Origin of the sequence: Paenibacillus sambharensis, assembly GCF_003233845.1 — a bacterium.
GTDB classification, from domain to species: Bacteria; Bacillota; Bacilli; order Paenibacillales; family Paenibacillaceae; genus Paenibacillus_I; species Paenibacillus_I sambharensis.
This window is the reverse complement of the sequence record NZ_QKRB01000048.1, coordinates 43,007-66,589: the sequence shown is the minus strand read 5'-3', so window position 1 is coordinate 66,589 and position 23,583 is coordinate 43,007. Positions and strand designations below refer to the sequence as shown.

Annotated in this window: 30 protein-coding genes, 1 rRNA gene and 1 riboswitch; of the genes, 28 read left to right on the top strand and 3 right to left on the bottom strand. The window is 50.7% G+C overall.

Annotated features, from left to right (window positions below; translation table 11 throughout):
- Nucleotides 1-293: 293 nt before the first annotated feature.
- Nucleotides 294-410, top strand: a 5S ribosomal RNA gene (gene rrf, locus DNH61_RS16065).
- Between the two features lie 91 nt (nucleotides 411-501).
- On the opposite strand, the gene DNH61_RS16060 is transcribed toward rrf, so the two are convergent.
- Nucleotides 502-1,032, bottom strand: coding sequence for a transposase (locus tag DNH61_RS16060; protein ID WP_111147700.1), 531 nt, complete (start codon nucleotides 1,030-1,032; stop codon nucleotides 502-504).
- Nucleotides 1,033-1,244: 212 nt separating this feature from the next.
- Between DNH61_RS16060 and DNH61_RS16055 the strand changes: the two genes are divergently transcribed.
- The 10 genes from DNH61_RS16055 (at nucleotide 1,245) to rsmI (ending at nucleotide 8,695) form a co-directional block, all read left to right on the top strand.
- On the top strand, nucleotides 1,245-1,430 hold the full coding sequence (locus DNH61_RS16055; RefSeq protein ID WP_111147699.1) for a sigma factor G inhibitor Gin: 186 nt from the start codon (nucleotides 1,245-1,247) through the stop codon (nucleotides 1,428-1,430).
- Nucleotides 1,431-1,556: 126 nt separating this feature from the next.
- Entirely contained in the window at nucleotides 1,557-3,086 is a 1,530-nt protein-coding gene (locus tag DNH61_RS16050; protein ID WP_111147698.1) for an aminotransferase class I/II-fold pyridoxal phosphate-dependent enzyme, read from the top strand.
- A 72-nt stretch (nucleotides 3,087-3,158) separates the two neighbouring features.
- Nucleotides 3,159-3,812 (top strand): dTMP kinase, encoded by a 654-nt coding sequence (tmk, locus tag DNH61_RS16045; protein WP_245948207.1) that lies wholly within the window; start codon nucleotides 3,159-3,161, stop codon nucleotides 3,810-3,812.
- An 81-nt stretch (nucleotides 3,813-3,893) separates the two neighbouring features.
- Entirely contained in the window at nucleotides 3,894-4,223 is a 330-nt protein-coding gene (locus tag DNH61_RS16040; RefSeq protein ID WP_111147697.1) for a cyclic-di-AMP receptor, read from the top strand.
- A 63-nt stretch (nucleotides 4,224-4,286) separates the two neighbouring features.
- On the top strand, nucleotides 4,287-4,730 hold the full coding sequence (locus DNH61_RS16035) for a YaaR family protein (RefSeq protein WP_111147696.1): 444 nt from the start codon (nucleotides 4,287-4,289) through the stop codon (nucleotides 4,728-4,730).
- Between the two features lie 32 nt (nucleotides 4,731-4,762).
- Nucleotides 4,763-5,740 (top strand): DNA polymerase III subunit delta', encoded by a 978-nt coding sequence (gene holB / locus DNH61_RS16030; protein WP_111147695.1) that lies wholly within the window; start codon nucleotides 4,763-4,765, stop codon nucleotides 5,738-5,740.
- A 4-nt stretch (nucleotides 5,741-5,744) separates the two neighbouring features.
- Nucleotides 5,745-6,548, top strand: a complete 804-nt coding sequence (locus DNH61_RS16025) for a PSP1 domain-containing protein (protein WP_111147694.1) — start codon at nucleotides 5,745-5,747, stop codon at nucleotides 6,546-6,548.
- Nucleotides 6,549-6,581: 33 nt separating this feature from the next.
- Nucleotides 6,582-6,965: an initiation-control protein YabA gene (locus DNH61_RS16020; protein WP_111147693.1), complete on the top strand. Its 384-nt coding sequence runs from the start codon at nucleotides 6,582-6,584 to the stop codon at nucleotides 6,963-6,965.
- Nucleotides 6,966-7,025: 60 nt separating this feature from the next.
- Complete coding sequence (locus tag DNH61_RS16015) at nucleotides 7,026-7,802, top strand: tRNA1(Val) (adenine(37)-N6)-methyltransferase (RefSeq protein ID WP_111147692.1); 777 nt, start codon at nucleotides 7,026-7,028, stop codon at nucleotides 7,800-7,802.
- Complete coding sequence (gene rsmI, locus DNH61_RS16010) at nucleotides 7,799-8,695, top strand: 16S rRNA (cytidine(1402)-2'-O)-methyltransferase (protein WP_111147691.1); 897 nt, start codon at nucleotides 7,799-7,801, stop codon at nucleotides 8,693-8,695. Before DNH61_RS16015 ends, rsmI begins: the two co-directional genes overlap by 4 nt.
- A gap of 147 nt (nucleotides 8,696-8,842) precedes the next feature.
- On the opposite strand, the gene DNH61_RS16005 is transcribed toward rsmI, so the two are convergent.
- A complete protein-coding gene (locus tag DNH61_RS16005; protein ID WP_111147690.1) occupies nucleotides 8,843-9,097 on the bottom strand; it encodes an AbrB/MazE/SpoVT family DNA-binding domain-containing protein in 255 nt (84 codons plus the stop codon).
- A 281-nt stretch (nucleotides 9,098-9,378) separates the two neighbouring features.
- Here DNH61_RS16005 and DNH61_RS16000 point away from each other — a divergent pair, with 281 nt between their 5' ends.
- The 15 genes from DNH61_RS16000 to DNH61_RS15930 all read left to right on the top strand — a co-directional run bounded on the left by DNH61_RS16000 (nucleotide 9,379) and on the right by DNH61_RS15930 (nucleotide 22,211).
- The gene (locus DNH61_RS16000) at nucleotides 9,379-10,668 is read left to right on the top strand and encodes an HD domain-containing protein (protein ID WP_111147689.1); all 1,290 of its coding nucleotides are present in this window, start codon (nucleotides 9,379-9,381) and stop codon (nucleotides 10,666-10,668) included.
- Between the two features lie 35 nt (nucleotides 10,669-10,703).
- Nucleotides 10,704-11,468 (top strand): TatD family hydrolase, encoded by a 765-nt coding sequence (locus DNH61_RS15995; protein WP_111147688.1) that lies wholly within the window; start codon nucleotides 10,704-10,706, stop codon nucleotides 11,466-11,468.
- Between the two features lie 184 nt (nucleotides 11,469-11,652).
- Nucleotides 11,653-11,859: riboswitch (cyclic di-AMP (ydaO/yuaA leader) on the top strand.
- A 232-nt stretch (nucleotides 11,860-12,091) separates the two neighbouring features.
- Nucleotides 12,092-13,243: a resuscitation-promoting factor gene (locus DNH61_RS15990; RefSeq protein ID WP_425452258.1), complete on the top strand. Its 1,152-nt coding sequence runs from the start codon at nucleotides 12,092-12,094 to the stop codon at nucleotides 13,241-13,243.
- A gap of 203 nt (nucleotides 13,244-13,446) precedes the next feature.
- On the top strand, nucleotides 13,447-14,010 hold the full coding sequence (rnmV, locus tag DNH61_RS15985; protein WP_111147687.1) for a ribonuclease M5: 564 nt from the start codon (nucleotides 13,447-13,449) through the stop codon (nucleotides 14,008-14,010).
- Nucleotides 14,003-14,896, top strand: coding sequence for a 16S rRNA (adenine(1518)-N(6)/adenine(1519)-N(6))-dimethyltransferase RsmA (rsmA, locus tag DNH61_RS15980; protein WP_220036948.1), 894 nt, complete (start codon nucleotides 14,003-14,005; stop codon nucleotides 14,894-14,896). Before rnmV ends, rsmA begins: the two co-directional genes overlap by 8 nt.
- Before the next feature lie 126 nt (nucleotides 14,897-15,022).
- Nucleotides 15,023-15,397, top strand: a complete 375-nt coding sequence (locus DNH61_RS15975) for a hypothetical protein (protein WP_146241053.1) — start codon at nucleotides 15,023-15,025, stop codon at nucleotides 15,395-15,397.
- Between the two features lie 112 nt (nucleotides 15,398-15,509).
- The gene (gene yabG / locus DNH61_RS15970; RefSeq protein WP_111147684.1) at nucleotides 15,510-16,400 is read left to right on the top strand and encodes a sporulation peptidase YabG; all 891 of its coding nucleotides are present in this window, start codon (nucleotides 15,510-15,512) and stop codon (nucleotides 16,398-16,400) included.
- Nucleotides 16,401-16,554: 154 nt separating this feature from the next.
- Entirely contained in the window at nucleotides 16,555-16,830 is a 276-nt protein-coding gene (gene veg / locus DNH61_RS15965) for a biofilm formation stimulator Veg (RefSeq protein WP_111147683.1), read from the top strand.
- A gap of 94 nt (nucleotides 16,831-16,924) precedes the next feature.
- A complete protein-coding gene (locus DNH61_RS15960) occupies nucleotides 16,925-17,119 on the top strand; it encodes a small, acid-soluble spore protein, alpha/beta type (protein ID WP_111147682.1) in 195 nt (64 codons plus the stop codon).
- Between the two features lie 142 nt (nucleotides 17,120-17,261).
- Entirely contained in the window at nucleotides 17,262-18,116 is an 855-nt protein-coding gene (ispE, locus tag DNH61_RS15955; RefSeq protein ID WP_111147707.1) for a 4-(cytidine 5'-diphospho)-2-C-methyl-D-erythritol kinase, read from the top strand.
- Between the two features lie 83 nt (nucleotides 18,117-18,199).
- On the top strand, nucleotides 18,200-19,027 hold the full coding sequence (gene purR, locus DNH61_RS15950; RefSeq protein ID WP_111147681.1) for a pur operon repressor: 828 nt from the start codon (nucleotides 18,200-18,202) through the stop codon (nucleotides 19,025-19,027).
- 13 nt (nucleotides 19,028-19,040) lie between these two features.
- On the top strand, nucleotides 19,041-19,439 hold the full coding sequence (locus DNH61_RS15945) for a RidA family protein (protein WP_111147680.1): 399 nt from the start codon (nucleotides 19,041-19,043) through the stop codon (nucleotides 19,437-19,439).
- A gap of 127 nt (nucleotides 19,440-19,566) precedes the next feature.
- Nucleotides 19,567-19,854, top strand: coding sequence for a septation regulator SpoVG (gene spoVG / locus DNH61_RS15940; RefSeq protein WP_111147706.1), 288 nt, complete (start codon nucleotides 19,567-19,569; stop codon nucleotides 19,852-19,854).
- Between the two features lie 123 nt (nucleotides 19,855-19,977).
- Nucleotides 19,978-21,378 (top strand): bifunctional UDP-N-acetylglucosamine diphosphorylase/glucosamine-1-phosphate N-acetyltransferase GlmU, encoded by a 1,401-nt coding sequence (gene glmU, locus DNH61_RS15935; protein WP_111147679.1) that lies wholly within the window; start codon nucleotides 19,978-19,980, stop codon nucleotides 21,376-21,378.
- A 167-nt stretch (nucleotides 21,379-21,545) separates the two neighbouring features.
- Complete coding sequence (locus DNH61_RS15930) at nucleotides 21,546-22,211, top strand: 50S ribosomal protein L25 (RefSeq protein WP_111147678.1); 666 nt, start codon at nucleotides 21,546-21,548, stop codon at nucleotides 22,209-22,211.
- A 153-nt stretch (nucleotides 22,212-22,364) separates the two neighbouring features.
- Here the strand turns inward: DNH61_RS15930 and DNH61_RS15925 are convergent, their stop codons facing one another.
- A complete protein-coding gene (locus DNH61_RS15925; protein ID WP_235289528.1) occupies nucleotides 22,365-22,607 on the bottom strand; it encodes a hypothetical protein in 243 nt (80 codons plus the stop codon).
- A 92-nt stretch (nucleotides 22,608-22,699) separates the two neighbouring features.
- Here DNH61_RS15925 and pth point away from each other — a divergent pair, with 92 nt between their 5' ends.
- The gene (gene pth, locus DNH61_RS15920; protein ID WP_111147677.1) at nucleotides 22,700-23,260 is read left to right on the top strand and encodes an aminoacyl-tRNA hydrolase; all 561 of its coding nucleotides are present in this window, start codon (nucleotides 22,700-22,702) and stop codon (nucleotides 23,258-23,260) included.
- 54 nt (nucleotides 23,261-23,314) lie between these two features.
- The gene (fin, locus tag DNH61_RS15915) at nucleotides 23,315-23,545 is read left to right on the top strand and encodes an anti-sigma-F factor Fin (protein ID WP_111147676.1); all 231 of its coding nucleotides are present in this window, start codon (nucleotides 23,315-23,317) and stop codon (nucleotides 23,543-23,545) included.
- Nucleotides 23,546-23,583 lie beyond the last annotated feature (38 nt).

The window sequence follows — 23,583 nt, the reverse complement described above, 5'->3', positions numbered from 1 at the left end:
TTCGGGGTGGAAGCGCAGCAATGCGTGCAGCTGACGAATACTAATCGGTCGAGGGCTTATCCTATTAAGAACAAACAAACCAGCTAAGTTCTATAACTTCATTCGCATCCGGTTTTCAGGGTGTAACACCCTGTAATAAACTTCGATGATAGTGTATTTTCTGAGGTGATTCGGAGAAGCGCAGCCATGCAGATGGTCCGGTCTTTTCTGAAGTATTTCAATGAAGCCTAATGATGATGATGGTAGTGTCTTTTCTGAAGGGATTCGGAGAAGCGCAGCATCGAAAAACACTGTTTGGTGATGATGGCGGAGGGGATCCACGCGTTCCCATCTCGAACACGACCGTTAAGCCCTCCAGCGCCGATGGTACTTGGACCGCAGGGTCCTGGGAGAGTAGGACGTTGCCAAGCACGCATAACCCGTTAAGCATGTTGCTTAACGGGTTATTTTTTGTTTCCATTAGAATCGGTTAGACGAAGAAAAGCCGATCTGATGATCGGCTTAACGATGATAGAAGCAAACCTCATTGGATTGCAGTTTTAGCACACCGTCTCTTCTATTTTTGCGCAGCTTATGAAGAATGACGAGCCGGGGCATTAATGTCCAGAGATGCCAGCATATTAAGCTCACCATATAGGGCTCTGGCGCCCAGGGATAGATCACGGCAATCATACAGAGACCAAACCAGAGCAAGTGGCGGTGGAGCTTGCGGAAGAGTCCATGGTCCACCATCTGGACAGGGACGTATCCAATCCATGGGATTGTACTTCGCCAGCTCCATCTGCGGTCATCTGGCTCGTCCACACGGATCATGGTTAGACGAATAATCAGGTAGTGAACGACTTGAATGATGAGAATGCCCAGCATCCAGCTTAAGAGTCCGCTCCACTGATACATAAGGAATTGGAATAAGCCGAAGATCAGACTGATCGACATATAGCTTGCCATAACTTCCTGCGGTATATTTATTTTATGTATGAGTTGATAGTGGTAGATCGTTGCATTACGGTTTAGCTGCTGTTCCCTCTTCATACGCTTCCTCCCGATTAAGTTAAAGGGCAAATGCCCTGTTCTACAGTTAATTATCGGAAGAAGGGACTATGAAATGAATGGCTGGAACAGGACAGACATGATGTACATATAGTGTATAAATATTTGAATTAGGCTATGAAACAAGTATGGCCTCGTAGAATTTGTGGCATAATGGTAGGTAAGAGATTGAGAAAAAGGGCGGCGATACCTATATGTATGAGGTTGATACCCAGCACTGCATTATATGCGGCCAGGAGAAAGCAGACGGCATTCGGATTATAACGGGGTTTGTATGCGAGGGCTGCGAAGCAGAAATGGTCAGGACCGATGTCAAAGATGACAAGTATCTCTTCTTTGTGCATCAATTGAAGCAAATATGGATTCAGAAGAATGCATGAACCGTTTAATAGGATATTTGACCGGTAAGACGAGTCTTCCGAAAGGGGGCTGCTTGCCGGTTATTTATGTTTTAATAAAGATAAAGGGGTTCAAGAAAGAGAAGAATGACAGAGAGGAATCAAGACATGAAAGAACAGATCGCTAAGGCGCCGCTTTACGAAGCCTTATTAAAGCATAGGGACGGCAGTCCAATCAGCATGCACGTGCCCGGTCATAAGTCTGGAGAAGGACTTGATGATACGGACTTTAAAGAGCTGCTGCCTGTATTCTCGATCGATGTAACAGAGCTGGCGGATACGGATGACCTTCATCATCCGGAAGGGGCCATTCTGAAGGCGCAGCAGCTGGCGGCATTGTGCTTCGGAGCAGAGGAAACTCACTTCCTGGTGGGGGGAAGCACAGCCGGCAACCTTGCGATGATATTGGCTGTATGTAAGCAAGGAGATTCGATTATTATCCAGCGGAATGTCCATAAGTCGGTTATACACGGATTGATGCTGGCCGGGGCTGAACCGGTCTTTGTTATGCCAGAAATTGATACGGAGACAGGACTGCCAACTGTACCGGCGCTTAAGTCGATTAAAGAGGCATTACATCGATATCCTGATGCTAAGGCTGTACTGCTGTCCACGCCAAACTACTATGGAATGAGTACGGATCTGCAGCCTTATGCCGATGCTGCCCATCTGGCGGGAGTACCGCTGCTTGTGGATGAAGCACATGGCGCTCACTATGGCCTTCATTCAGCCTTTCCGAAGTCTGCCCTGCAGCAAGGGGCTGATATTGTTGTACAGTCCACCCACAAGACGCTGACGGCCATGACGATGGCTGCTATGCTTCATGTTAGAGGAAGTCTTGTGAACTCCAAGCGTCTGAAGCATGCGTTAACAATGGTTCAAAGCACAAGCCCCTCTTACCCGCTGCTTGCATCATTGGATATCACAAGAGCACAGCTGGATTGTAAAGGTCCCGGCTACTTCAGTAAGGGGCTGGCTGCCGTAGAACACTTCAAAGCACGTCTGCAGTCCGCAGGCCTGCCTATAAGGCTGATTGGAGACAATGGGATTAGCCACACTGCTTATGAAGCACTTGATCCGCTGCGGCCGGTGATTTATGATTCGTCTGGCCGTGTTAGCGGTTATATGCTGCTTAAGCTGCTGTCGAATCAGGGGATATGGGCGGAGATGGCGGATGAACGGCATGTTGTGCTGATCTTTGGCGCCAACACGGAGTTGGATACTGCTGACCGGCTTGTGGATGTTCTTATAACGATCATGGCACAGCTAGATTCTAATCATGGGGAAGCGGAGGAGGCAGTCAGTATGGCAGCTGTTTCCTCAATAGGCCTGGCATTTGCTTCGGCAGATCCGGTTCAAGCGCCTTTCCGAATACAGCGCCAGCTGCCAGAGGATGAGGAGACGGAGCAGGTTTCTGTAGAGAAAGCTGCAGGCAGGATAGCTGCTGAGATGATAATCCCTTATCCGCCGGGCATTCCTCTTGTCTATCATGGAGAGACTATCAGCGTGGAGGTTATCCAAGTCATTACCGGGCTCGCTGCCAGGGGTGCCCGTTTTCAACAGGCAGAGCTTGCGGGAATACCAAGCATTCGTGTCATGAAACGCAAGAATGAACATAATAAAAAGGTTCAGGTTTAACAATGCCTCTGCTATTATTAAGGTAAGGTTAAAGTGGATTAGAAGCAGATGGTGCAAAAAGGGGTATAACAAGTGCGCAAAGGTTTCTTCATGACAATAGAAGGTGGCGAGGGCGCCGGGAAGACGACTGTCATCAAAGGGCTCACCCGTTACCTTGAGCAGCAGGGCTATGAAGTGGTTACCACACGTGAACCAGGCGGAATCCCGATAGCCGAATCAATCCGGTCCATTATTCTGGACCCTGTCCATACGATGATGGACCCGCGAACCGAAGCGCTTCTCTATGCTGCAGCAAGAAGACAGCATCTAATTGAGAGAGTGCTGCCGGCATTGGAATCAGGATGCATCGTGCTTTGTGACCGTTTTGTCGACAGCAGCCTGGCTTACCAGGGACATGCGCGCGGCCTCGGCATGGACGAGGTTTGGGACATTAATCGGTTTGCAATTGAGGGAGCGATGCCCGATTTGACGCTGTATATGGATGTGGATCCTAGGCTGGGACTGCAGCGGATTCATGAAGCCAAGCAGCGGGAGATCAACCGCCTCGATCTGGAGGGACTATCCTTCCACGAGCGGGTGAGAGAAGGGTACCTTATGCTGCTGGAGAAATTCCCTGAACGGCTGATCAAGGTGGATGCAAACCGGATGATTGACGATGTTCTTCTACAAGTTATTACCGAAACTGCAGCACGGATTAAAGGGTTTTCATACCTTCGTGTCAAATAATAAACAGAAATAGGTACCATTTCATAATATGTGAGATGTACCATACAGATTGATGACTATTGTGAAGCAGGAGGGGTTAGGATGAAGCTAGTCATTGCCGTTGTACAGGATAAGGACAGCAACCGGTTATCCAATTCTTTGGTAAGCGAAGGCTTTCGTGCCACAAAGCTGGCCAGTACCGGAGGTTTTCTCCGCGCGGGAAACACCACGTTCATGATTGGTATCGAGGATGAGCGTGTGCCGGATGTGCTGCAGGTTATCCGTAACAACTGTAAGGTACGCGACCAACTCGTCACACCTGTTTCACCAATGAGCGGTTCGACGGATTCGTATATGCCTTTCCCGGTGGAAGTCCAGGTCGGCGGTGCCGCCGTCTTCGTACTGCCGGTAGAGCGTTTTGAACATTTCTGATTAGCTGCAGTTCTAATAAGCAACAGGTATAATACAACTTGGGAATTGGGTGTGAGATCACACATGAAGATAAATCCAGGCTACCGGCCGCTTGGCCAGGACCGGACTCGTACCGATATGCCGCCCCGGCCCGCACAGCTGCCGAACTTCTCGGACGTTATGGGCGGCCAGGAAAAGCAGCGGACACAGGAAGAGCTGCAGCGGAAGCTGCAGGACATTCATAATCAGGGAGAGCGGCTCGCACGGCATATGACGGTACGCGAGCTTAAGCTGTACCGGGAGATGGTCAAGCGCTTCCTAGAGGATACGGCGAGACGGGGAGTCGGTTTGAAGGAAACCAAAGGCTGGGACCGTAAAGGCCGGACCAAACGGTATAAGCTGCTCGACGAGATTGATGAAGCTCTCGTACAGATGGCAGAAGAGCTGCTTGAGTCCGAACAGGGCCGAATCGCACTGCTCGGTCATATGGGCGAAATCAGGGGGATGCTGATCAACCTGTTATATTAAGTTTCCAAGGGTGACAGAGAGGGATTAACGAGATGTCATTTCAAACCATTCCTGGCCAGGGCAAGGCAAAGCGTATCCTGCAGACTGCCCTGCGCCGCGAGCAGGTGTCACATGCATATTTGTTCAGTGGTCCGCAGGGTACGGGACGGGAGGCCGCCGCCCTAGCTTTTGCACAGGCTCTGTTCTGTGAGAAGGCTGGCGATGATGCGTGCGGAGAGTGTCTGGCCTGCCGAAAATTTATGCATGGGAACGAACCGGATCTTCATCGTATTGTGCCGGAGGGAGCGTCCATCAAGATCGATCAGATCCGGGAGCTTCAGCGGGATATGTCCTACCGCGCCGGGAATACGAAGCGCAAGGTCTATATTATGGAGCAAGCGGAAAAAATGACCCTGCAGGCCGCCAACGGCCTGCTTAAGTTTCTTGAGGAGCCTGCCTCTGCTGTAGTCGCGATCCTGATTACGGAGAACAGTCATGCTGTGCTGCCGACAATTCGGTCCCGGGCACAGCTTGTTCCCTTCCTGCCTGTATCACGCAGCGAGATGCTGGAGCAGCTGCTGCAGGAGGGCCAGCCGGAGCTGCTTGCGCGTGCAGCGGTACAATTGGCGTCAGGTCTTGACGCAAGCCGCCGGCTTATCCAGCAAGAGGGGTTTGCAGAAACAAGAAACGTAGTGATACAATTAGGGAAGGACAGCCTGGAGAGGTTCTCGTCCGCTATTGTGACAGCAGGCCAACAGGTATTCAAATCAGGTCTTGATTATTCATCCGATCTGCTTATTGCTTTGTTAGTATTATGGTATAAAGATCTGCTCCATATACAGGCAGGCAGGAAGCAGGATCTCGTTTATATAGACCAGACAGACTGGCTCAGCAAGCGAGCATTTCAGCGTCCTCCCGAGACGTGGGTCAGGCATATGGAGCTGGCTCTGGAGGCGGGAAGGCGTATCCGTGCGCATGTATCCCCGCAGCTTGCACTTGAGCAATTCTTAGTTAGCATACAGGAGGGCTAAGTCCTTGTATAATGTAGTCGGTGTCCGCTTCAAGAAAGCAGGCAAAATTTATTACTTCGACCCGGCCACACATCCTGTTCAAAGCGATCAGCATGTCATTGTGGAGACTGCACGCGGAGTCGAATACGGCAAAGTCGTTGTTGGGCAAAAGCAGGTAGGTGAAGCTGATGTTGTCCTCCCGCTCAAGAAGGTCATCCGGATCGCAAGCGATGCCGATGCCAAAGTGGTGGAAGAGAACAAGAACGCTGCCAAGAATGCTTTTACAACATGCATAGAGAAAATACGTGACCACAAGCTTCGCATGAAGCTGGTTGATGTGGAGTTCACGTTTGACCGTAATAAAATTATTTTTTACTTCACGGCTGAAGGCCGTGTGGATTTCCGGGAACTGGTCAAGGATCTGGCCAGCGTATTCCGCACACGGATTGAGCTTCGGCAAATCGGAGTACGTGATGAGGCCAAGATGCTTGGCGGAATCGGCCCGTGCGGCCGTGTGCTGTGCTGTTCGTCCTGGCTTGGTGATTTTGAGCCGGTATCGATCAAGATGGCCAAGGACCAGAACTTATCCCTTAATCCAACGAAGATATCTGGTTTATGCGGCCGGTTAATGTGCTGCCTGAAGTTTGAGCATGATAATTATGAAAGCGTCCGGGAAGAACTGCCTGCTGTAGGCAAAGTCGTTATTACCTCCTTAGGGGAAGGTAAGGTAACCGGCATTAATGCTTCTTCACGGACCGTGTATGTCCAGCTGTTTGAAACGGGAGGCAAGCCGAAAGAGCTTCCGTTTGATGATGTTGTCGTAAAATAAACGATCGTTTCGTGCATGCTCTGGGGTGGGAAAGTGGAGAAGAAAAATCATCTTTTTGCACAAATGGACAAGCTGGAGTCAAGTATAAGCGAACTTCATACGGAAATCGGTCAGATGAAACTTAAGATCAAGACGCTGCTTGAAGAGAATAACCGTCTCAGCTTTGAGAATCAGCAGCTCCGCAGGATGCTTAAGGCCGGGACATCTGAGACGGCCAATGAGGATCGTAGTAAGCAGGCTGTTAATCCAGCCGAGCAGGAATTGGGCCCTGCAGGTTTTATCCAGTCCCCTGTTGGGGAAGGGTACGACAATCTGGCAAGGCTGTATCACGAAGGGTTCCATATCTGTAATGTTTATTACGGTCACCTAAGAACAGAGGGCGACTGCCTGTTCTGTCTCTCGTTTTTGAACAAGTAACTGAATGAACAACAACTTGGGGACCCGTAGGGGTCCTCTTTTGCAGAAGAAGGAGATTGTATGTTGGAGCCGCAAATTGAGCTGCACCCGTCTGAACGGTTAGATGACCTGCTTACCCATGATCTGCATATTATCCAGAGTCCTGAGGTGTTCAGCTTCTCCATGGATGCTGTACTGCTGGCCCGGTTCGCCCATATCCCGATGAGAGGGCGTGTCCTTGACCTGTGCAGCGGTAATGGTGTCATTCCTCTGCTGATGTCGACACGTACGAAGGCTTCCATTGATGCTGTGGAGCTTCAGCCTCGCCTTGCTGACATGGCCAGACGCAGCATCGAGCTTAATGGACTGCAAGACCGTCTCACGGTTTACGAGGGAGATCTCAGAACCTTTCACCTCAGCAGCGGATATGGCGTGTATGATGCAGTTACAGTCAATCCGCCCTATATGCCGGCTCATACGGGCGATGCCAACGCAAACAGCCATTATGCCATCGCAAGGCATGAGATTCACTGCACGCTGGAGGATGTGGTAACGGCCTGCGCCAGACTGGTGAAATCAGGCGGCAAAGTGGCAATGGTTCACCGGCCCACACGGCTAATCGAGATTATTACGTATATGAAGCAGGTTAAGCTGGAGCCCAAGCGCATCCGCTTCGTTCATCCCTACCAGGGTTCGGAGTCTAACATGGTGTTAATTGAAGCGATGAGGGATGCGAAACCGGAAGTGAAAATTTTGCAGCCGCTTATTGTATACAAGGAAAACAAGCAGTACCATGATGAGCTGATGGAGATTTATTACGGATCGGCAAATGTGGGTAAGAAGGAGGTAGGGGAATGATCGTTCAGAAGAGCTTCTCGGGTGAGAGGAATTCACAGGCCGGTACTTTATATATAGTAGGAACACCTATAGGCAATCTCGAGGACATGACCTACCGGGCTGTGCGGACGCTTCGTGAAGCGGATCTGATCGCTGCTGAAGATACGAGACAGACAAGGAAGCTGCTGACTCACTTTGAGATATCCACACGTCTGGTCAGCTATCACGAACACAATAAGCACAACAGTGGACCTGAACTGATACGGCTTCTGCAGGCAGGTCAATCGATCGCGCTGGTCAGTGACGCAGGCATGCCTGCGATATCTGATCCTGGTGCTGATCTTGTGCGGGATGCCATCAGCCAGCAAATTCCGGTTGTTCCGATTCCGGGGCCCAACGCAGCGCTCTCGGCTCTTGTTGTTTCCGGTCAGTCAACGGAACGGTTCCTGTTTGCCGGATTTCCTCCAAGAGATCGTAAACCTCTGCAGGCCTTCTTGACCGAGCTGCAGTATGAGCAGGCAACAGTGCTGTTATATGAATCCCCGCATCGACTGGTCAAGACCCTGCATGCTGTACGAGAGGTGTGGGGAAACCGGGAGCTTGCGCTTGTAAGGGAGCTGACCAAACGCCATGAGGAAGTGGCTAGAGGCACAGTGGAAGAAGCCCTGGAGTTTCTGGCCGAGCATCCGCCCCAAGGCGAGTATTGTATCGTTATAGGCGGAGCGGCTGCAGGCGATCGGCCAGACCAGGCTGAACAAGCCTTCTGGAAGGATTGGACGTTGACCAGACATGTGGCTTATTATGAAGAGCAGTCGGGCGACCGAAAGGAAGCGATGAAGAAAGCGGCGGCAGATCGCAGAATGTCGAAGCGGGATGTGTACAGCAGAGTGCTCGAAGAGCAGGAGGATACGTAAAGGGAGGATAGCCAAAACCCGGCCGGAGAGATGAAGATTAGAAAAAAAAAGACCTTCCTGGCCGGGTTCTAGCACAGGAAGGCATCAAGGAGTATAAAAAGGTTAGAATTAACAAATGGAATGTGTCCTTATTATAACCTATAATTCTTATTTTGTCACAGGTGTAGGCAATTCTGTTATACATTCATTGCAAACAATTTTGCCCTTGAAGTACGTGACATTCTCTGCATTACCGCAGAAGATACAAGCAGGCTCATATTTTTTGAGCATGATCCGCTCGCCGTCCACGTAAATCTCCAAAGCATCCTTCTCACCAATGCCAAGTGTGCGGCGAAGCTCAATCGGGATAACAACCCGTCCCAGTTCATCAACTTTACGTACAATACCTGTAGATTTCATCATATTTATCTTTTCCCCTCTCAATGAGTTCAACATTATTCGACATCGTTTTACTTTTTTCTCAATATCTATAGTACCAACCATTCCCATAATAGTCAACAGGAAAATGAGATATTTTATGCACATTTCGTAAAAAGTGCGGCGTGCTCAACAAAACGTCCATGATTTCCATAATTCGGGAGGGAGGAGGTTGGAAATGATAGATCGACATTATTCGACAAAAGACTGCAGTCGACAGAATTTTTGTCGAAATAATAGTATCCATTATATGCGGGGTGAGAAGTATGCGGCATGACTTGGCCGAAGAGAAAGTATTCAAAGATCCGGTACATAAGTATATCTACGTGCAAGACCAGACCATCTGGAATCTTATTAATACGAAAGAATTCCAGCGTTTACGGCGAATCAGACAGCTAGGAACTTCTTATTTAACCTTCCATGGAGCGGAGCACAGCCGGTTCTCCCATTCGCTCGGTGTATATGAAATCACACGCAAGATTATATCGCAATTCGAACGAAATAAATATCCTGACTGGCCCGAGGAAGAACGCCTGGTTTCGTTATGCGCCTCTCTGCTTCATGATGTGGGACATGGACCCTTCTCCCACTCCATTGAGGATGTGTTTGACACCCATCATGAGGAGTGGACCTGCCGCATTATAATGGAAGATACAGAGATTAATCGAGTGCTTCGTTCAGTATCGGAAGATTTTCCGGCCAAAGTGGCATCCGTTATCTGCAAAACTTACCCTCAACCAATTGTCATCAGTCTCGTATCAAGCCAGATGGACGCTGACCGTATGGACTACCTGTTAAGGGATGCTTATTACACCGGCGTTAATTATGGCACCTTCGATCTGGATCGGATTCTGCGTGTGCTTCGTCCGTACCGCGACAAGATTGTCGTCAAGGAAAGCGGCATGCATGCCGTGGAGGACTACTTGATGTCCCGTTACCAGATGTACTGGCAGGTTTACTTCCACCCAGTCACCCGCAGCTCCGAAATAATCCTCAGACAAATATTTCGCAGAGCGAAGGAGCTTTATGCGGGTACCTACACATTTCAATTCATGATGGAGCCGCTGGAGAAGCTGCTTAGCAACGATTTGGACGTCGCAGCGTATCTTCAGCTGGATGAAGCACTGGTGCAAACCGTCTTCAGCCAATGGATGAATGAGCAGGATCAGCTTCTGGCCAATCTGTGTGAGCGGTTCATTGATCGGGCATTGTATAAATATGTAACGGTGGAACAAATGGACGAGACCCTTAATGCACAGATACGCGCCAATTTCGAGAAAATCGGTCTTCACCCGGACTATCATCTGGAAATTGATTATCCGTTTGATCTTCCGTATCATGTATACCGTCCGGGCAACTCTGAAGGCGAAGAAAAAGCGCCTATTCTACTGCTCGGCAGCAAAGAACAACTGGAGGATATATCCGATAAGTCGGATATCATCCGGTCGATTGCCGGGCTTCATAGAGGCAAGTATCACCTTTATTACCCCGAAGAAGAACTCTTGAAACATAATAATCAATTAGATGATGAAATTCGACAACTTTTTGGCGTGTAGCTGCTAATCCGACAGAGAAAAGGAGCCAAAAACCTATGTTAATCGACACACATACCCATCTGGATTCCAAGAAATTTGACCATGACCGGGAAGCTGTTATTCAGCGCGCAAGGGAAGCTGGTGTCGAAATTATGGTCAATGTCGGCTTCGACAGAGAGACCATTCCCACCACAATAGAGCTGGCAGAGAAGTATGAATTTATATACGCGGTTGTCGGCTGGCACCCCGTCGAGAGCATACATATGAGGGAAGAGGACTTGGACTGGATTGAGCGGTTAACCGCCCACCCCAAGGTAGTGGCAATTGGTGAGATCGGACTGGATTACCACTGGGATACGTCACCCAAGAATGTCCAGCATGAGGTATTTCGCAAGCAGATCCGGCTGGCCAAGCGGGTGGGTAAACCGGTTGTCATCCATAACCGGGATGCTCATGAAGATGTGGTTCGCATCCTGCAGGAGGAAGAGGCTGAAGAGGTGGGAGGGGTCATGCACTGTTTCTCGGGAAGCTGGGAAACGGCCAAGCAATGTCTGGACATGAACTTCTATATCTCCTTCGGGGGACCTGTTACGTTCAAGAATGCCAGAGTGCCCAAGGAGGTGCTTGCCAAGGTGCCGGAAGACCGGCTGCTGATCGAAACCGACTCCCCATACCTGACCCCTGAGCCTTATCGCGGCAAACGAAATGAGTCATCTTACGTGGCTTATGTAGCGGACGCAGCAGCGGCAATCTTAGGTAAAAACAGGGGAGAAATAGAAAAAATCACGATGGAGAATGCCAAAAAATTGTTTGGTCTCTAGCGAAATCTTGCAAAAAGATTAGGAAAAGCGACCTTTACGGTGAAAAAAGTGATTTTACTTCGCCGTATCGCGACTTTTTTGCGTGATTTTCCTGAAATAAGCTGTAAATCGCTTTTTTCGCGTTCTTTACAATGCTGGTCCAAAGGCGGTATGATTCTTCTCAGAGCTTTTGAGTTTGTATCCATTTCCAGTTGCGCTTAATCTCCATATGGAGAGCGGGGGAACCGATACATCCTTCTGCCTAACCCACGGGCAAGGAATGTATTTGAATTCTTCTAGGGGTGAATTTGATAGATTGTCTGGCCATTATACTGGCTGGGCATCGACCATTAGGGCGGCTCTCTCGCCCGAACCCGACAGCTAACCTCGTAAGCGTTCATAGAGAGATCTCGTGCATCCACTAGCCTATGAATCCATTCCTGCCGGAAGCCACGAAGGATCCTCTGACGTCGGCTTCTTTTATTTTTTGAATAATACGTAAAAGGACGTCATAGGTTTTCATCATGGGGGTGGGGCTTTGCGGTGTAACTGGAACAGCGTGCTCGCACGCATACTACCAATAGTCGCGTCATTTATACTCATGTCACTCTAGGGCGGCGGGGCTATGAAGGAGGACCGAAGAAGTGGGCGCTTTCCAAGTTAAGGAATCCCATGGTAAACGATCATCCAGCATGACTTTCGCATTGCGATGGAAGCATGAAAACTTGCGTTTGATTCTTTTAAGCGGAATTATCTCAATCGCTATGACTTTCATGTTTTTGGTGTTGTTGTACGGAACGGCTGATAAGAGCGTCTCCGTAGTAGTGAATGGACAAGAAACTGTTGTTTCTACGAAGCAATGGGTCCTTCAACGCCTACTGGATGAACAGGCCATTACGGTTGGTCCGCATGATAAGGTTTCCCATCCGCTGGATGCTCCAGTGAAGGATGGAGACCAGGTTGTCATCGACCAGGCTGTACAGGTAACCGTAAAGGCTGACGGGAAATCAAAAACGTTCTACACGACAGGAAAAACAGTTGGGGCAGCGATCGAGCAATCTGATATTGCGATTCGCGAGCAGGATAAGGTTTTCCCGGCCTTGAATGCTGAGCTTAAAGCCCATATGGCTGTATCGGTTACCCGCGTCGACACGAAGTTGACCGAAACCGAACATACGATGCCCTTCACTGTGGTGAAGCGCAAAGATCCTAGTCTTGAAGTCGGCAAGCAGAAGGTCGTTCAAGAGGGTCAGGAAGGGCTTATCGTCAAACAATTCGAAAAAGTATACGAGGACGGACAGCTGGTCGAAAACCGGCTCGTCACCAAATATATGGAGACGTCCAAGCGGGATCACATTGTGGCAGTCGGTACGAAGAAGCCGGAGCCCGAAGTTGGAATCCTGTCGGCGCAATCATCAAGCGCTGGTGCTACTGTAACGAAGCAGGGCGTATCGTTTAAATCCAAGAAGGTGATTAAGAACGTCACCTTAACGGCCTATTCGGCCGGCGTGGCTTCAACCGGCAAAGACGAAAGCCATCCTCAGTATGGCATTACGGCTTCCGGAGCCCGCGTAAAGGAAGGACGCACGATAGCAGTTGATCCGAAGGTTATCCCGATCGGCTGGTGGGTCTACATTGAAGGCATTGGCTTCCGCCGTGCGGAAGACACTGGAAGTGCCATCAAAGGTAATAAGATTGATGTCTATTTCGACAGTGAATCTTATGCTCTGAAGTTCGGCAGGAAAAAGGGTTACACCGTGTATGTCCTTGGACCGAACAAACCATCGGCAAGCTAGACCGGTATCATCCATAAACCTCTATGTGCAGCTTATCCTCCGGCAGGGGATAGGACTGTGCTGGAGGTTTTTCTGTGATTTAGACAACCAAACCTGTATACTAGCCAGTAGCGGCTTAGGGTTAACTTCATGTATATCATTAGACGATCCAGGCCACCCTTAGGTTGCATAAGAGCAGGTTTTTTTGAAAGGATTATTGGTTCATGATAAAAGAAATCATTGTAGTGGAAGGCAAGTCCGATACGGCTGCGATCCGCCGTGCGGTCGAAGCAGAGACAATCGAGACCAACGGGTCGGCGATCGGTGAGGCGGTACTACGGAGGATTGAACTGGCGGCGGAGCGGAGGGGGGTCATTATCTTTACGGATCCCGACCATGCCGGTGAACGGATACGCAAGATTGTCTCCCGCCGTGTGCCGGGATGCAAGCATGCATTTCTCCCCCAAGAGGAAGCAGAGTATAAGGGGGATATCGGCATTGAGAATGCAAAGCCGGAGGCGATAAGGCGGGCTCTGGCGACGCTGCGTACGGAGACGGCTGGAATAGAGGCGGAGATTACCTGGGACGATCTGATCGGAGCAGGGCTCATTGTGCACCCGGAGGCAGCTTCGCGCCGGCTTATTGCAGGCAATGCGCTCGGCATCGGCTATGCGAACGGCAAGCAGTTCTTCAAGCGGTGCACGATGTTTCAGATCACAAGAGCAGAATTCGAGCAGGCTGTCCAGCTGCTGGATAATGATAAGGGAAGAGGTGAATCCGATGCCTGAAGAGACAGGAAGCAGGCCGGTTGTTTCATCGCCGAAGCGGACGAAGGAGATCATAGCAAGGCACGGGTTCTCATTCAAGAAAAGTCTGGGGCAAAATTTTCTGATTGATCATAATATCCTGAACAAGATTGTAGACGCTGCCGAGCTTAATGAGCACAAGGGAGCACTGGAGATCGGACCGGGAATCGGCGCGCTTACCGAGCAGCTGGCCAGGACAGCGGGCAAAGTGACGGCGGTTGAAATTGATCAGCGGCTGATTCCTATTCTGGCGGAAGTGCTGGAAGGCTATGAGAATACGGAAGTCGTGCATGGAGATGTGCTTAAGCTTGACCTCCAAGCCTTGTTTCGGGAACGATTCGGCGATATGGAGGGCGTTAGCGTAGTTGCCAACCTGCCCTACTACGTGACAACACCTATCTTGATGAAGCTGCTGGAGGAACGCCTGCCTCTGGAGCATATCGTTGTCATGATTCAGAAGGAAGTGGCGGAGCGGATCGCGGCAGCGCCAGGGTCCAAGGCGTACGGGAGTCTGAGTGTGGCTGCCCAGTACTACTGTGAGCCCCGCATGGTATGCATTGTGCCGCATACGGTATTTATCCCTCAGCCGAATGTGGACTCGGCTGTTATCCGGCTTGCCGTGCGTAAGACGCCGCCTGTTGAACTAAAGGATGAGGAACAGTTCTTCCGTATTGTGCAGGGCTCCTTCGCACAGCGGCGCAAGACGCTTGCCAACAATCTCTCTGCGCTGCTTGGCAAGGATCGGCGTGAGGAAATCAATACCCTCCTGACGGACTGTGAGATAGAGCCTTCACGCCGCGGCGAGACCTTGTCCCTGCAGGAGTTTGCACGGCTGAGCAATGCAGTTGTCGATAAGGGCTGGCTGTAAGAGCCCGACTAAAGTCCAGTTTAAGACTGAACCTCAGGCTGAGCAATGGAGCAGTAATATGGGGTATGCTAAATTAAGGGAAAGACTTCTGTAATAAGGGTCATAGACGAATGGGGGTGAGATCAAGTGGATTCTTATATACATGCGGGAGAACCAGCGCCAGTCATGATACGCAAGAGAAGTAAGGCCGCTGCGGTATTGCTGTCTCTAATACTGCCTGGAACAGGCCATCTCTATCTAGGGGAGCTGCCAAGAGGGCTTGCCTTTATGGTACTGCTCATCAGTAATATTGTTATGCTTGTCTTTGCCGGAATGAACGACATCCCGCTTAAAGTACTGGCCATTGTGTTCCTGTCCCTTCTGATCCCGGTCATCTATGTCGTGACCTTGTTTGATTCCCTGCATCAAGCAGAATACATAAACCGTCAGAGTCAGGCTGCCGCCGGAGCCTATCCGGGCATGCATCCTCAGCCTCATCAGCCGTTCTCCGTAAGGCGCTAAGAGTGGCTGCTCAAGAGCCCCAGATCCTGTGAGAAGGATAATGGGGCTTTTATTGTGCCTGCACACCAAACGGGCTGTTATCCCATAGGATAGACGAAGAGGTGATAGGCTCATGAAGCAAGGGGATTATGTCGTGCGCAGATCGTACGGCGGCGATGTGCTGTTCCGTATCGAATCATTCCGGCAGCATTCCGCTATACTGAAAGGAATCGATTACAGGCTGTTGGCAGATGCCCCGTTCGGGGATTTGGATGTGGTTGATAACCCGGAGCAGACGGGGGCTTCACAGGAAGTGAAGATTAAAGTAAACGAGACGATGCGCCGGTTTCAGCAGCAGACCGCCAGGCTGGAAGAGCAGCGCAGCATGCATTATGGGCCGCGGCCGGGGATGCCCAAGGGTTCGGGCCCATATTTTGAAGTGCCCGGCAAGGTGCTTCATCTCGATGGGGACGGGAGCTATCTCAGAAAAAGCATGCAGCTCTATAATCACATGCGGGTTCCCGCGCAGGGCCTCCATGCACACGAGTCGCAGATGCCCGCTCTGCTGCAGCAGCTGCTGCCTCGTCTGCAGCCGGATATCATTGTGATTACAGGTCATGATGGTCTTCTAAAGAATCGGCCGGAGCCCAATATACAGCAGCTCAGCAGCTACAAGAACTCTCAGAATTTTGTCAATGCTGTGCAGGTTGCGAGGAATTATGACCGTAACCGGGACAGTCTGATTATTATAGCCGGAGCATGCCAGTCCCATTTTGAAGCGCTGCTGCAGGCAGGCGCTAATTTTGCAAGCTCGCCGGACCGGATTCTGATTCATGCGCTGGACCCCGTGTATATTGCGGTCAAGGCAAGCCAAACGCCAATACGCGAGACGATTAGCTTGAATGATGCGATCTATGGTACGATCAGCGGCGCCGCAGGAGTAGGTGGTATTGAGACGACGGGGACGTATCGGGTGGGTATGCCAAGACCTAAACAAGCGCAGGCTATAGCGCAGGGACGATAATGAGACCATTATAAGCTCTCGATGCATAATTTACGTTAAAAAAGACAAAATGCCCGTTGACAGATTATTTGGTTGGTTGTTATAATTATTTGCCTCATTTGACACTACCCCTTTTGTCCGGTATAATGGACAAGGAAAGAGGTGGTAGTGGACAATGGCAAAAAATGCGCTGTTGGAAATTAAACGAAACTTAGAAGCACATGTGGGTTCCAAAATCTGTCTTCGGGCCAATGGCGGCCGACGGAAGACCATTGAACGTACCGGTGTGTTGGAAGAAATCTACCCATCTGTTTTCATCGTCAAACTCGATCAAGACCAGCACGCCTTCAAGCGTGTTTCTTACAGTTATGCTGACATATTAACGGAATCGGTTGAAGTAACGGTGGTTAATGACGAAGGGCAGGTTCGGATCACCTATATTCAGCACTGACAGGATTGCTCCCGCATGTTCGGCATGCCTGCGGCGCATATTATGGAGGGTACAGCTTTCAGCATGACAATGCAGAGAAGGAGGCCCACATAGAATGAGCCGCAGAAGACGAAGTGTAATGTCCGAGCAGCTTAAGTATGAGCTCGCCAAGGATCTTGGCTTCTACGATACCGTCCAGAAGGAAGGCTGGGGCGGGATCCGTGCTAAAGATGCGGGAAACATGATCAAGCGGGCTATTCAGCTGGCTGAACAGTCCGCTCAAGGGAGCAGCAATCCGAATCGTCAGTAGCTTCGATATCCGTCTCATGAATGAACGGCCTCTGCGCGTTATCTGCGTAAAGGCCGTTCTTTCGCTTTTACATACGTCATTTGTTATAATAGCATGAAGTACAAGATCGTTTTAGTGGAGATAAGGCGAGCGGGTGAATAAGATGAAGATCTATGAGAAAGCGCCGGCCAAAATCAACCTTCTGCTGGATGTGCTGGGCAAGCGGAATGACGGATTTCATGAGGTCGAGATGATCATGACCATGGTCGATCTGGCAGACCGCCTGGAGATGGAGGAACTGCCGCGGGATACGATTATTATATCAAGTCAGGCGGGTTACATCCCGCTCGATGAGAAGAATTTGGCCTTTCAGGCTGCCAAGCTGATTAAAGAACGTTACCAGGTGCGCAAAGGCGTCTATATTCATCTGGACAAGCATATTCCGGTTGCTGCAGGGCTAGCAGGGGGCAGCAGCGATGCGGCTGCCGCTCTGCGCGGGCTTAACCGTCTGTGGGGTCTTCACATCCCCGAGAAGGAGCTGTGCGAGCTTGGAGCGGAGCTTGGCTCTGACGTGCCCTTCTGTGTGACTGGCGGAACAGCAATAGCTACTGGACGCGGAGAGAAGCTGGAGCCAATTGATAACCCGCCGCAGTGCTGGGTGATCCTTGCGAAGCCCCCGATCAACGTATCAACCGCTGATGTGTATGGGCGCTTCCGGGTTGACGAGCTGAAGAGCCACCCTTCGGCGGCAGGAATGGTAGAAGCCATTCGCCACGGGTCCTTCACTGAGGTCTGTGACAGGCTTGGAAATGTATTGGAAACGGTCACACTCCGTCTCTACCCGGAGGTCGCACAGCTGAAGGAAAGCATGCTCCGGCTGGGTGCAGACGGCGTGCTGATGTCGGGCAGCGGACCTACGGTATTCGGACTGGTATCCAAGGAATCCAAGGTGGCCAGAATCTACAATGGACTGAGAGGCTTCTGTAAAGAAGTCTACGTGGTAAGAATGCTGACATGAAAGTTACGTTCTTCTTGTAAAAAACCGTATAAAAATGTTATATTGACATTATAACATTCGGTTTTTATCAGGGAGATGGGCCCATGAAGAAATTAAAGCGCAGCGCAAGGCTGGTAGAGATGACACAATACCTGTTATCCAGGCCGCACACGTTAATTTCGCTGACAGCCTTTGCGGACCGTTATCAGTCTGCAAAATCCTCAATCAGTGAGGATCTGGCGATTATTAAGGAAGTGTTTGAAGGCGAAGGACTTGGCGAACTGCATACGCTGGCCGGTGCGGCTGGTGGAGTGAGATACATTCCGAAGACAGATAAGCAGGCGGCCCTGTCCACGATTCAGGACATCTGCAAGCAGCTGGAGCAGCCGGAGAGGGTACTGGCAGGCGGCTATCTGTATATGACGGATATGATTGGCCAGCCGTCGGTTATGAGCGATGTGGGCCGGATATTCGCTACGGCGTTTGCCAACCGTGACATTGACGTGATCATGACGGTGGAGACCAAGGGCATTCCGCTTGCATACTCGACTGCGACCTTCCTCAATTTGCCTGTAGTTATTGTGCGTCGTGACAATAAGGTGACGGAGGGGTCGGCTGTCAGCATTAACTATGTATCCGGTTCGAATAAGCGTATTCAGACGATGTCGCTGGCAAGGCGGGCGCTTAAAGAACAGTCCAGAGTGCTGATCATTGACGACTTTATGAAGGCTGGCGGGACGGTGCAGGGCATGATTGATCTGCTGACGGAATTTAATGCAACCGTTGCTGGCGTGGGTGTGTTCGTGGAGTCGGGAGAAGTTGAGATTGAAGAGCGTCTGCTTGAAGATTACGTGTCTCTTGCCAAGCTGACAGCGGTTGATATGAAGACCAAGCACACGACTGTAGTGCCGGGTAATTATTTTTATGAGTAAGGAGGAATAGATGATGTCCAAGCAACAGCCAATTCCATTGACAACGGCGGATGCGCCGGCGGCGATTGGTCCATATTCCCAAGCGGTGAAGGTGGGGGGGCTGCTCTTCACCTCCGGGCAGATTCCGCTTAAGCCGGACGGCACGCTTGTGGAAGGCGGAATTGGGGAACAGACGCATCAGGTGTTCCGCAACCTGCAGGCGGTTCTGGCCGCTGCGGGAGCCGGACTGAATGATGTGGTGAAGGCTACCGTATTCATTAAGGATATGAATCAGTTTACAGAGCTGAACGCGATCTATGCGGAATACTTTGGGGCGCATAAGCCGGCGCGTTCAACGGTAGAAGTGGCACGGCTTCCGAAGGATGTTCTTGTCGAAATTGAATTTATCGCATCGATAGCTGTCGAACAATAGCGAACTATTTTTCACTCCAAAAAAAACTTTTTAAAGTGGTGTAAATTTTCCAAATTTAAGAAGGATTTGGGGAAGAAATGTGGAATTATACACCAAGTCTTCGAAAGGCAAAGGTGGTGAACACAAAGTGCAAATAACCGATGTTAGACTCCGCCGTGTAAATTCCGAAGGAAGAATGAAGGCTATCGCCTCCATCACCATTGACAATGAATTTGTTGTTCATGACATTCGCGTGATCGACGGTAACAATGGTATGTTCGTGGCTATGCCGAGCAAGCGTACTCCGGATGGAGAATTCCGGGATATCGCTCATCCGATTTCCTCCACTACTCGGGAGAAAATCCAAGCCGCTGTCCTGGCTGAATATGAACGTGCAGCGACTGAGGAAGAAACCGCAATTGAAGAAGGTGCGTGAATTCGTGTCGTGAGAGAAGAGGGCCCTTAGGCTCTCTTTTCTTTTGGCATGAAGTAATGATATAGTCAGTAATGATTATAGTCGCCCCCGGGTGGGCAGGAAGCGGGGAGGAGAAGAGTAGTTATGAAGAAAATGGCGATTGTGCTTGCAGCGGGTCAAGGCAAGCGGATGAAGTCCAAATTGTATAAAGTGCTGCATCCGGTATGCGGTAAGCCGATGGTGGGGCATGTGCTGGATACGGTGCGCGATGCGTCCTGTGAACGCGTAGTGGTCATCGTCGGACATGGGGCGGAGGCAGTTCAGGGTTACGTAGGTGACCGTGCTGAGTTTGTGCTGCAGGCCGAGCAGCTGGGAACCGGACATGCCGTCCGCCAGGCCGAGAGCCTGCTGGGCAGTGAAGAGGGTACGACCATTGTGATATGCGGCGATACTCCGCTCGTCACTGCGGCTACCATTCAGTCCATGCTGGCCCTTCACGCTTCTTCCGGTGCATCGGCAACTGTCCTGACGGCAGAGCTTGATGATCCGACCGGGTACGGCCGGGTTGTCCGCAGTGCCGGCGGTGCTGTCGAACGAATCGTTGAACATAAGGATTGCTCAGCGGAGGAGCGGGAAGTCCGGGAGATTAATACCGGTACATATTGTTTTGATAACAAGAAGCTGTTCGAAGCGCTCGCTAACATACGTAACGATAATGCACAGGGTGAGTTTTACTTAACTGATGTCATTGGCCTTATGAAAGAGGCGGGCGATGTCGTGCAGGCCTACTGCACATCCGACCTTGCGGAAGCAATCGGTGTCAATGACCGTGTTGCTCTGGCTGAAGCCGAGAAGCTGATGCGCGAGCGTATTATCAAGCGCCACCTGCTGGGCGGTGTAACGATTATGGATACGACCAATACGTATATTGAGGATAGTGTGACGATCGGGGCGGATACGGTCCTGTATCCGGGTACGGTGCTGCGCGGGCGCACGGTTATCGGCGAGGATTGCCACATTGGTCCGCAGGCCGATATTACGGATTCGGTGCTGAATAGCGGCGTGCAGGTTAAATATTCCGTCCTGCTGGAAGCTGAAGTTGGGGATAACTGTGCGATCGGACCTTATGCGAATCTGCGTCCAGGCTCTAGGCTTGACCGCGACTGTAAGATCGGCGACTTCGTCGAGCTGAAGAATGCATCGCTTGGTGAAGGCAGTAAGGTTTCTCATCTAAGCTATGTGGGAGATGCGATAGTAGGCAGGGATGTCAATATAGGCTGCGGCGCGATTACGGTGAACTACGATGGCATCAATAAATCCGTAACGGAAATTGGTGACGGCGCATTCGTCGGCAGCAACTGTAACCTGATTGCCCCTGTTAAGATCGGTGAGGGCGCTTATGTGGTTGCCGGCTCTACGGTTACGCATGATGTGCCGGCAGGCGATCTGGCCATTGCCAGAGAACGTCAGGTTAACAAGGAAGGGTATGCGGATCGAATCCGCGCAAGAGCGAAGCTGAAGAAGGAACGCGGCAGTGAGAGCTAACGACTCTGAACGGTCAAGTATATAGAATGAATGAATGCCGGCAGACCGAAGGGTTAGCCGGCATTCTCTGTGAGACGCTGGCAATTAAGCTCGGGAACGGTTAAACAGCCAGGGTAATGGGTAAGAATATATGGAAACGCACATGCACGATTAGAGGAGGTTTCCATATGACGATAACCATGAAAGCCGAAGAGCGGCTCGTACAAACCAAAGCAGACCTGAGACAGCTGCGTGAACAGGGTAAAGTCCCGGGTGTCGTATACGGCAAAAATATCGGCAAAGCGACGGCAATTGCCGTGGAGGAAAAAGAGCTGATGGCTCTTATTCGCTCTAACCCGCATGCGATTCTGGAGCTGGAGGTTCCGGCAGAAGGCAAGCAGTCGGTTATGCTGTCGGATGTGCAGCGCGATCCGCTGAACCGCAATCTGCTGCATATTGACTTCCACCAGATTGATATGAATCAAGCAGTTCGCACACAGGTGAGAGTAGAGACGACAGGTGTGTCCGCTGGCGAGAAGGAAGGCGGCATTGTCCAGACCATGCTTCATGAGCTCGAAATTCAGTGTCTGCCAAGCCGAATCCCCGATTCCGTGGCTGTCGATATCTCCTCCCTGCAGGTGGGTGAGAATATATTAGTAGGCGAATTGAAGCTTCCTGAAGGCGTAGAGCTGAAGGCAGATCCGGAAATGGTCGTCGTGACCGTTCTTGCGCCGCAGAAGGACCTTACCGCTGAAGAAGCGGAAGATGCGGCGGTTGAGGAAGCCGAAGCAGCGTCCCGCGCGGAAGAAGCCGGTGCCGAGGAAGTCAGAGAGGAAGAGGCGTCCAAGGCGTAAGACGCCTGGACAAGCTCTTCGCACAAAATGGAGTAGGCCCGTGTCGCATGGACATGGGCCTACTCCATTTGGGATCGTGGAGAGGCATAGCGAAGATAAGACCGGACATGAAAGTTCACAGGCAATGAACCGTCAGGCAGACGTTAAGGAAATCTAGTAGCCGGGCCTTGACTTGAAGGTAAACTGGCGGCGGTTATAGAATACATTATTAACCTTGACATAATCAGGGCAGAACTGTTCGATAAAACCGATATCCCGGTGTTCCTTCCCCCAATAGACCTGTATCGGGACTTCATGCTCGATGTGATCCAGAAGCTGCTGGTCGGAGGTTAGGATTTGACCGTTAATATACATCGGTATCTCTAAATCGAACAGATGCATGATTTCATTGACCATGATATCACCTCTACTTATAATGACAATTTAGAAGAATAGAACGTTGCATGTGCGAAAAAAATATTATTCTGTTGGAAGCGGGGAAATGAAATATGAAATGGATTGTCGGATTAGGCAATCCGGGAAGCACCTATCAATCGACGCGGCACAATGTGGGCTTTATGGTTGTGGACACGCTGGCGAAGCGTTGGGGCATTTCCGTTACGCAGAGCAAATTTAAGGCGCTTGTCGGTGAAGGACATGTGCAGGGCGAGAAGGTCTACCTGATCAAGCCCATGACGTATATGAATTTATCGGGTGAAACGGTCCGGGCATTCATGGATTTCTATAAGGCGGAGCTGGACGATTTCATTGTGGTTTATGATGATCTCGATACGGAGATCGGGAAAATAAGGCTGCGCTATCAAGGCAGCGCCGGCGGACATAACGGAATCAAGTCGATTATCCAGCATACCGGTACCCAGAGCTTTAACCGGGTCCGTATGGGCATATCGCGACCTGCTCCGGGCGTCAATATTGCGGATTATGTATTATCCCCCTTTGCCAAGAGTGAGCACGACCAGCTTGCCGGGATGATTGAGTCGGCTGCTGATGCGCTTGAGTATGCACTTTCACATCCATATGAGCAAACCATGGCGAGATATAACCGTTAGTTTTTGCCGAAATGGGGCATACTGGGGGTATACTGTACCCTCAGGAGGCATACAATGGCTGTGAATTATATCTGCCGGCACTGCCGGACCGAAGTTGGAACGTTAGACAATGAGGAACTGACAGAAGCCAGACTGGGTTTCCATTTCTTGACCCCCGAGGAGCGCAGCGATATAATAGCGTATAACGCAAGCGGCGATGTGACCGTTAAGGTGGTCTGCGAATACTGCCGTGAAGCGCTTGAAGCTAATCCCGAACTGCTGCTGGTGGAGAGCCCCCTTCAATAGGAGGGGCCCTTCGCCGGCTGATGTACGGCCTCGGCCCG

What these genes read in the sequence shown, in the direction of transcription:
- DNH61_RS16060 (WP_111147700.1), bottom strand. Translation starts at nt 1,032, where the DNA reads ATGAAGAGGGAACAGCAGCTAAACCGTAATGCAACGATCTACCACTAT.
- DNH61_RS16055 (WP_111147699.1), top strand. Translation starts at nt 1,245, where the DNA reads ATGTATGAGGTTGATACCCAGCACTGCATTATATGCGGCCAGGAGAAA.
- DNH61_RS16050 (WP_111147698.1), top strand. Translation starts at nt 1,557, where the DNA reads ATGAAAGAACAGATCGCTAAGGCGCCGCTTTACGAAGCCTTATTAAAG.
- DNH61_RS16040 (WP_111147697.1), top strand. Translation starts at nt 3,894, where the DNA reads ATGAAGCTAGTCATTGCCGTTGTACAGGATAAGGACAGCAACCGGTTA.
- DNH61_RS16035 (WP_111147696.1), top strand. Translation starts at nt 4,287, where the DNA reads ATGAAGATAAATCCAGGCTACCGGCCGCTTGGCCAGGACCGGACTCGT.
- holB (WP_111147695.1), top strand. Translation starts at nt 4,763, where the DNA reads ATGTCATTTCAAACCATTCCTGGCCAGGGCAAGGCAAAGCGTATCCTG.
- DNH61_RS16015 (WP_111147692.1), top strand. Translation starts at nt 7,026, where the DNA reads ATGTTGGAGCCGCAAATTGAGCTGCACCCGTCTGAACGGTTAGATGAC.
- rsmI (WP_111147691.1), top strand. Translation starts at nt 7,799, where the DNA reads ATGATCGTTCAGAAGAGCTTCTCGGGTGAGAGGAATTCACAGGCCGGT.
- DNH61_RS16005 (WP_111147690.1), bottom strand. Translation starts at nt 9,097, where the DNA reads ATGATGAAATCTACAGGTATTGTACGTAAAGTTGATGAACTGGGACGG.
- DNH61_RS16000 (WP_111147689.1), top strand. Translation starts at nt 9,379, where the DNA reads ATGCGGCATGACTTGGCCGAAGAGAAAGTATTCAAAGATCCGGTACAT.
- DNH61_RS15995 (WP_111147688.1), top strand. Translation starts at nt 10,704, where the DNA reads ATGTTAATCGACACACATACCCATCTGGATTCCAAGAAATTTGACCAT.
- rnmV (WP_111147687.1), top strand. Translation starts at nt 13,447, where the DNA reads ATGATAAAAGAAATCATTGTAGTGGAAGGCAAGTCCGATACGGCTGCG.
- rsmA (WP_220036948.1), top strand. Translation starts at nt 14,003, where the DNA reads ATGCCTGAAGAGACAGGAAGCAGGCCGGTTGTTTCATCGCCGAAGCGG.
- yabG (WP_111147684.1), top strand. Translation starts at nt 15,510, where the DNA reads ATGAAGCAAGGGGATTATGTCGTGCGCAGATCGTACGGCGGCGATGTG.
- veg (WP_111147683.1), top strand. Translation starts at nt 16,555, where the DNA reads ATGGCAAAAAATGCGCTGTTGGAAATTAAACGAAACTTAGAAGCACAT.
- DNH61_RS15960 (WP_111147682.1), top strand. Translation starts at nt 16,925, where the DNA reads ATGAGCCGCAGAAGACGAAGTGTAATGTCCGAGCAGCTTAAGTATGAG.
- ispE (WP_111147707.1), top strand. Translation starts at nt 17,262, where the DNA reads ATGAAGATCTATGAGAAAGCGCCGGCCAAAATCAACCTTCTGCTGGAT.
- purR (WP_111147681.1), top strand. Translation starts at nt 18,200, where the DNA reads ATGAAGAAATTAAAGCGCAGCGCAAGGCTGGTAGAGATGACACAATAC.
- DNH61_RS15945 (WP_111147680.1), top strand. Translation starts at nt 19,041, where the DNA reads ATGTCCAAGCAACAGCCAATTCCATTGACAACGGCGGATGCGCCGGCG.
- glmU (WP_111147679.1), top strand. Translation starts at nt 19,978, where the DNA reads ATGAAGAAAATGGCGATTGTGCTTGCAGCGGGTCAAGGCAAGCGGATG.
- DNH61_RS15930 (WP_111147678.1), top strand. Translation starts at nt 21,546, where the DNA reads ATGACGATAACCATGAAAGCCGAAGAGCGGCTCGTACAAACCAAAGCA.
- DNH61_RS15925 (WP_235289528.1), bottom strand. Translation starts at nt 22,607, where the DNA reads ATGGTCAATGAAATCATGCATCTGTTCGATTTAGAGATACCGATGTAT.
- pth (WP_111147677.1), top strand. Translation starts at nt 22,700, where the DNA reads ATGAAATGGATTGTCGGATTAGGCAATCCGGGAAGCACCTATCAATCG.
- fin (WP_111147676.1), top strand. Translation starts at nt 23,315, where the DNA reads ATGGCTGTGAATTATATCTGCCGGCACTGCCGGACCGAAGTTGGAACG.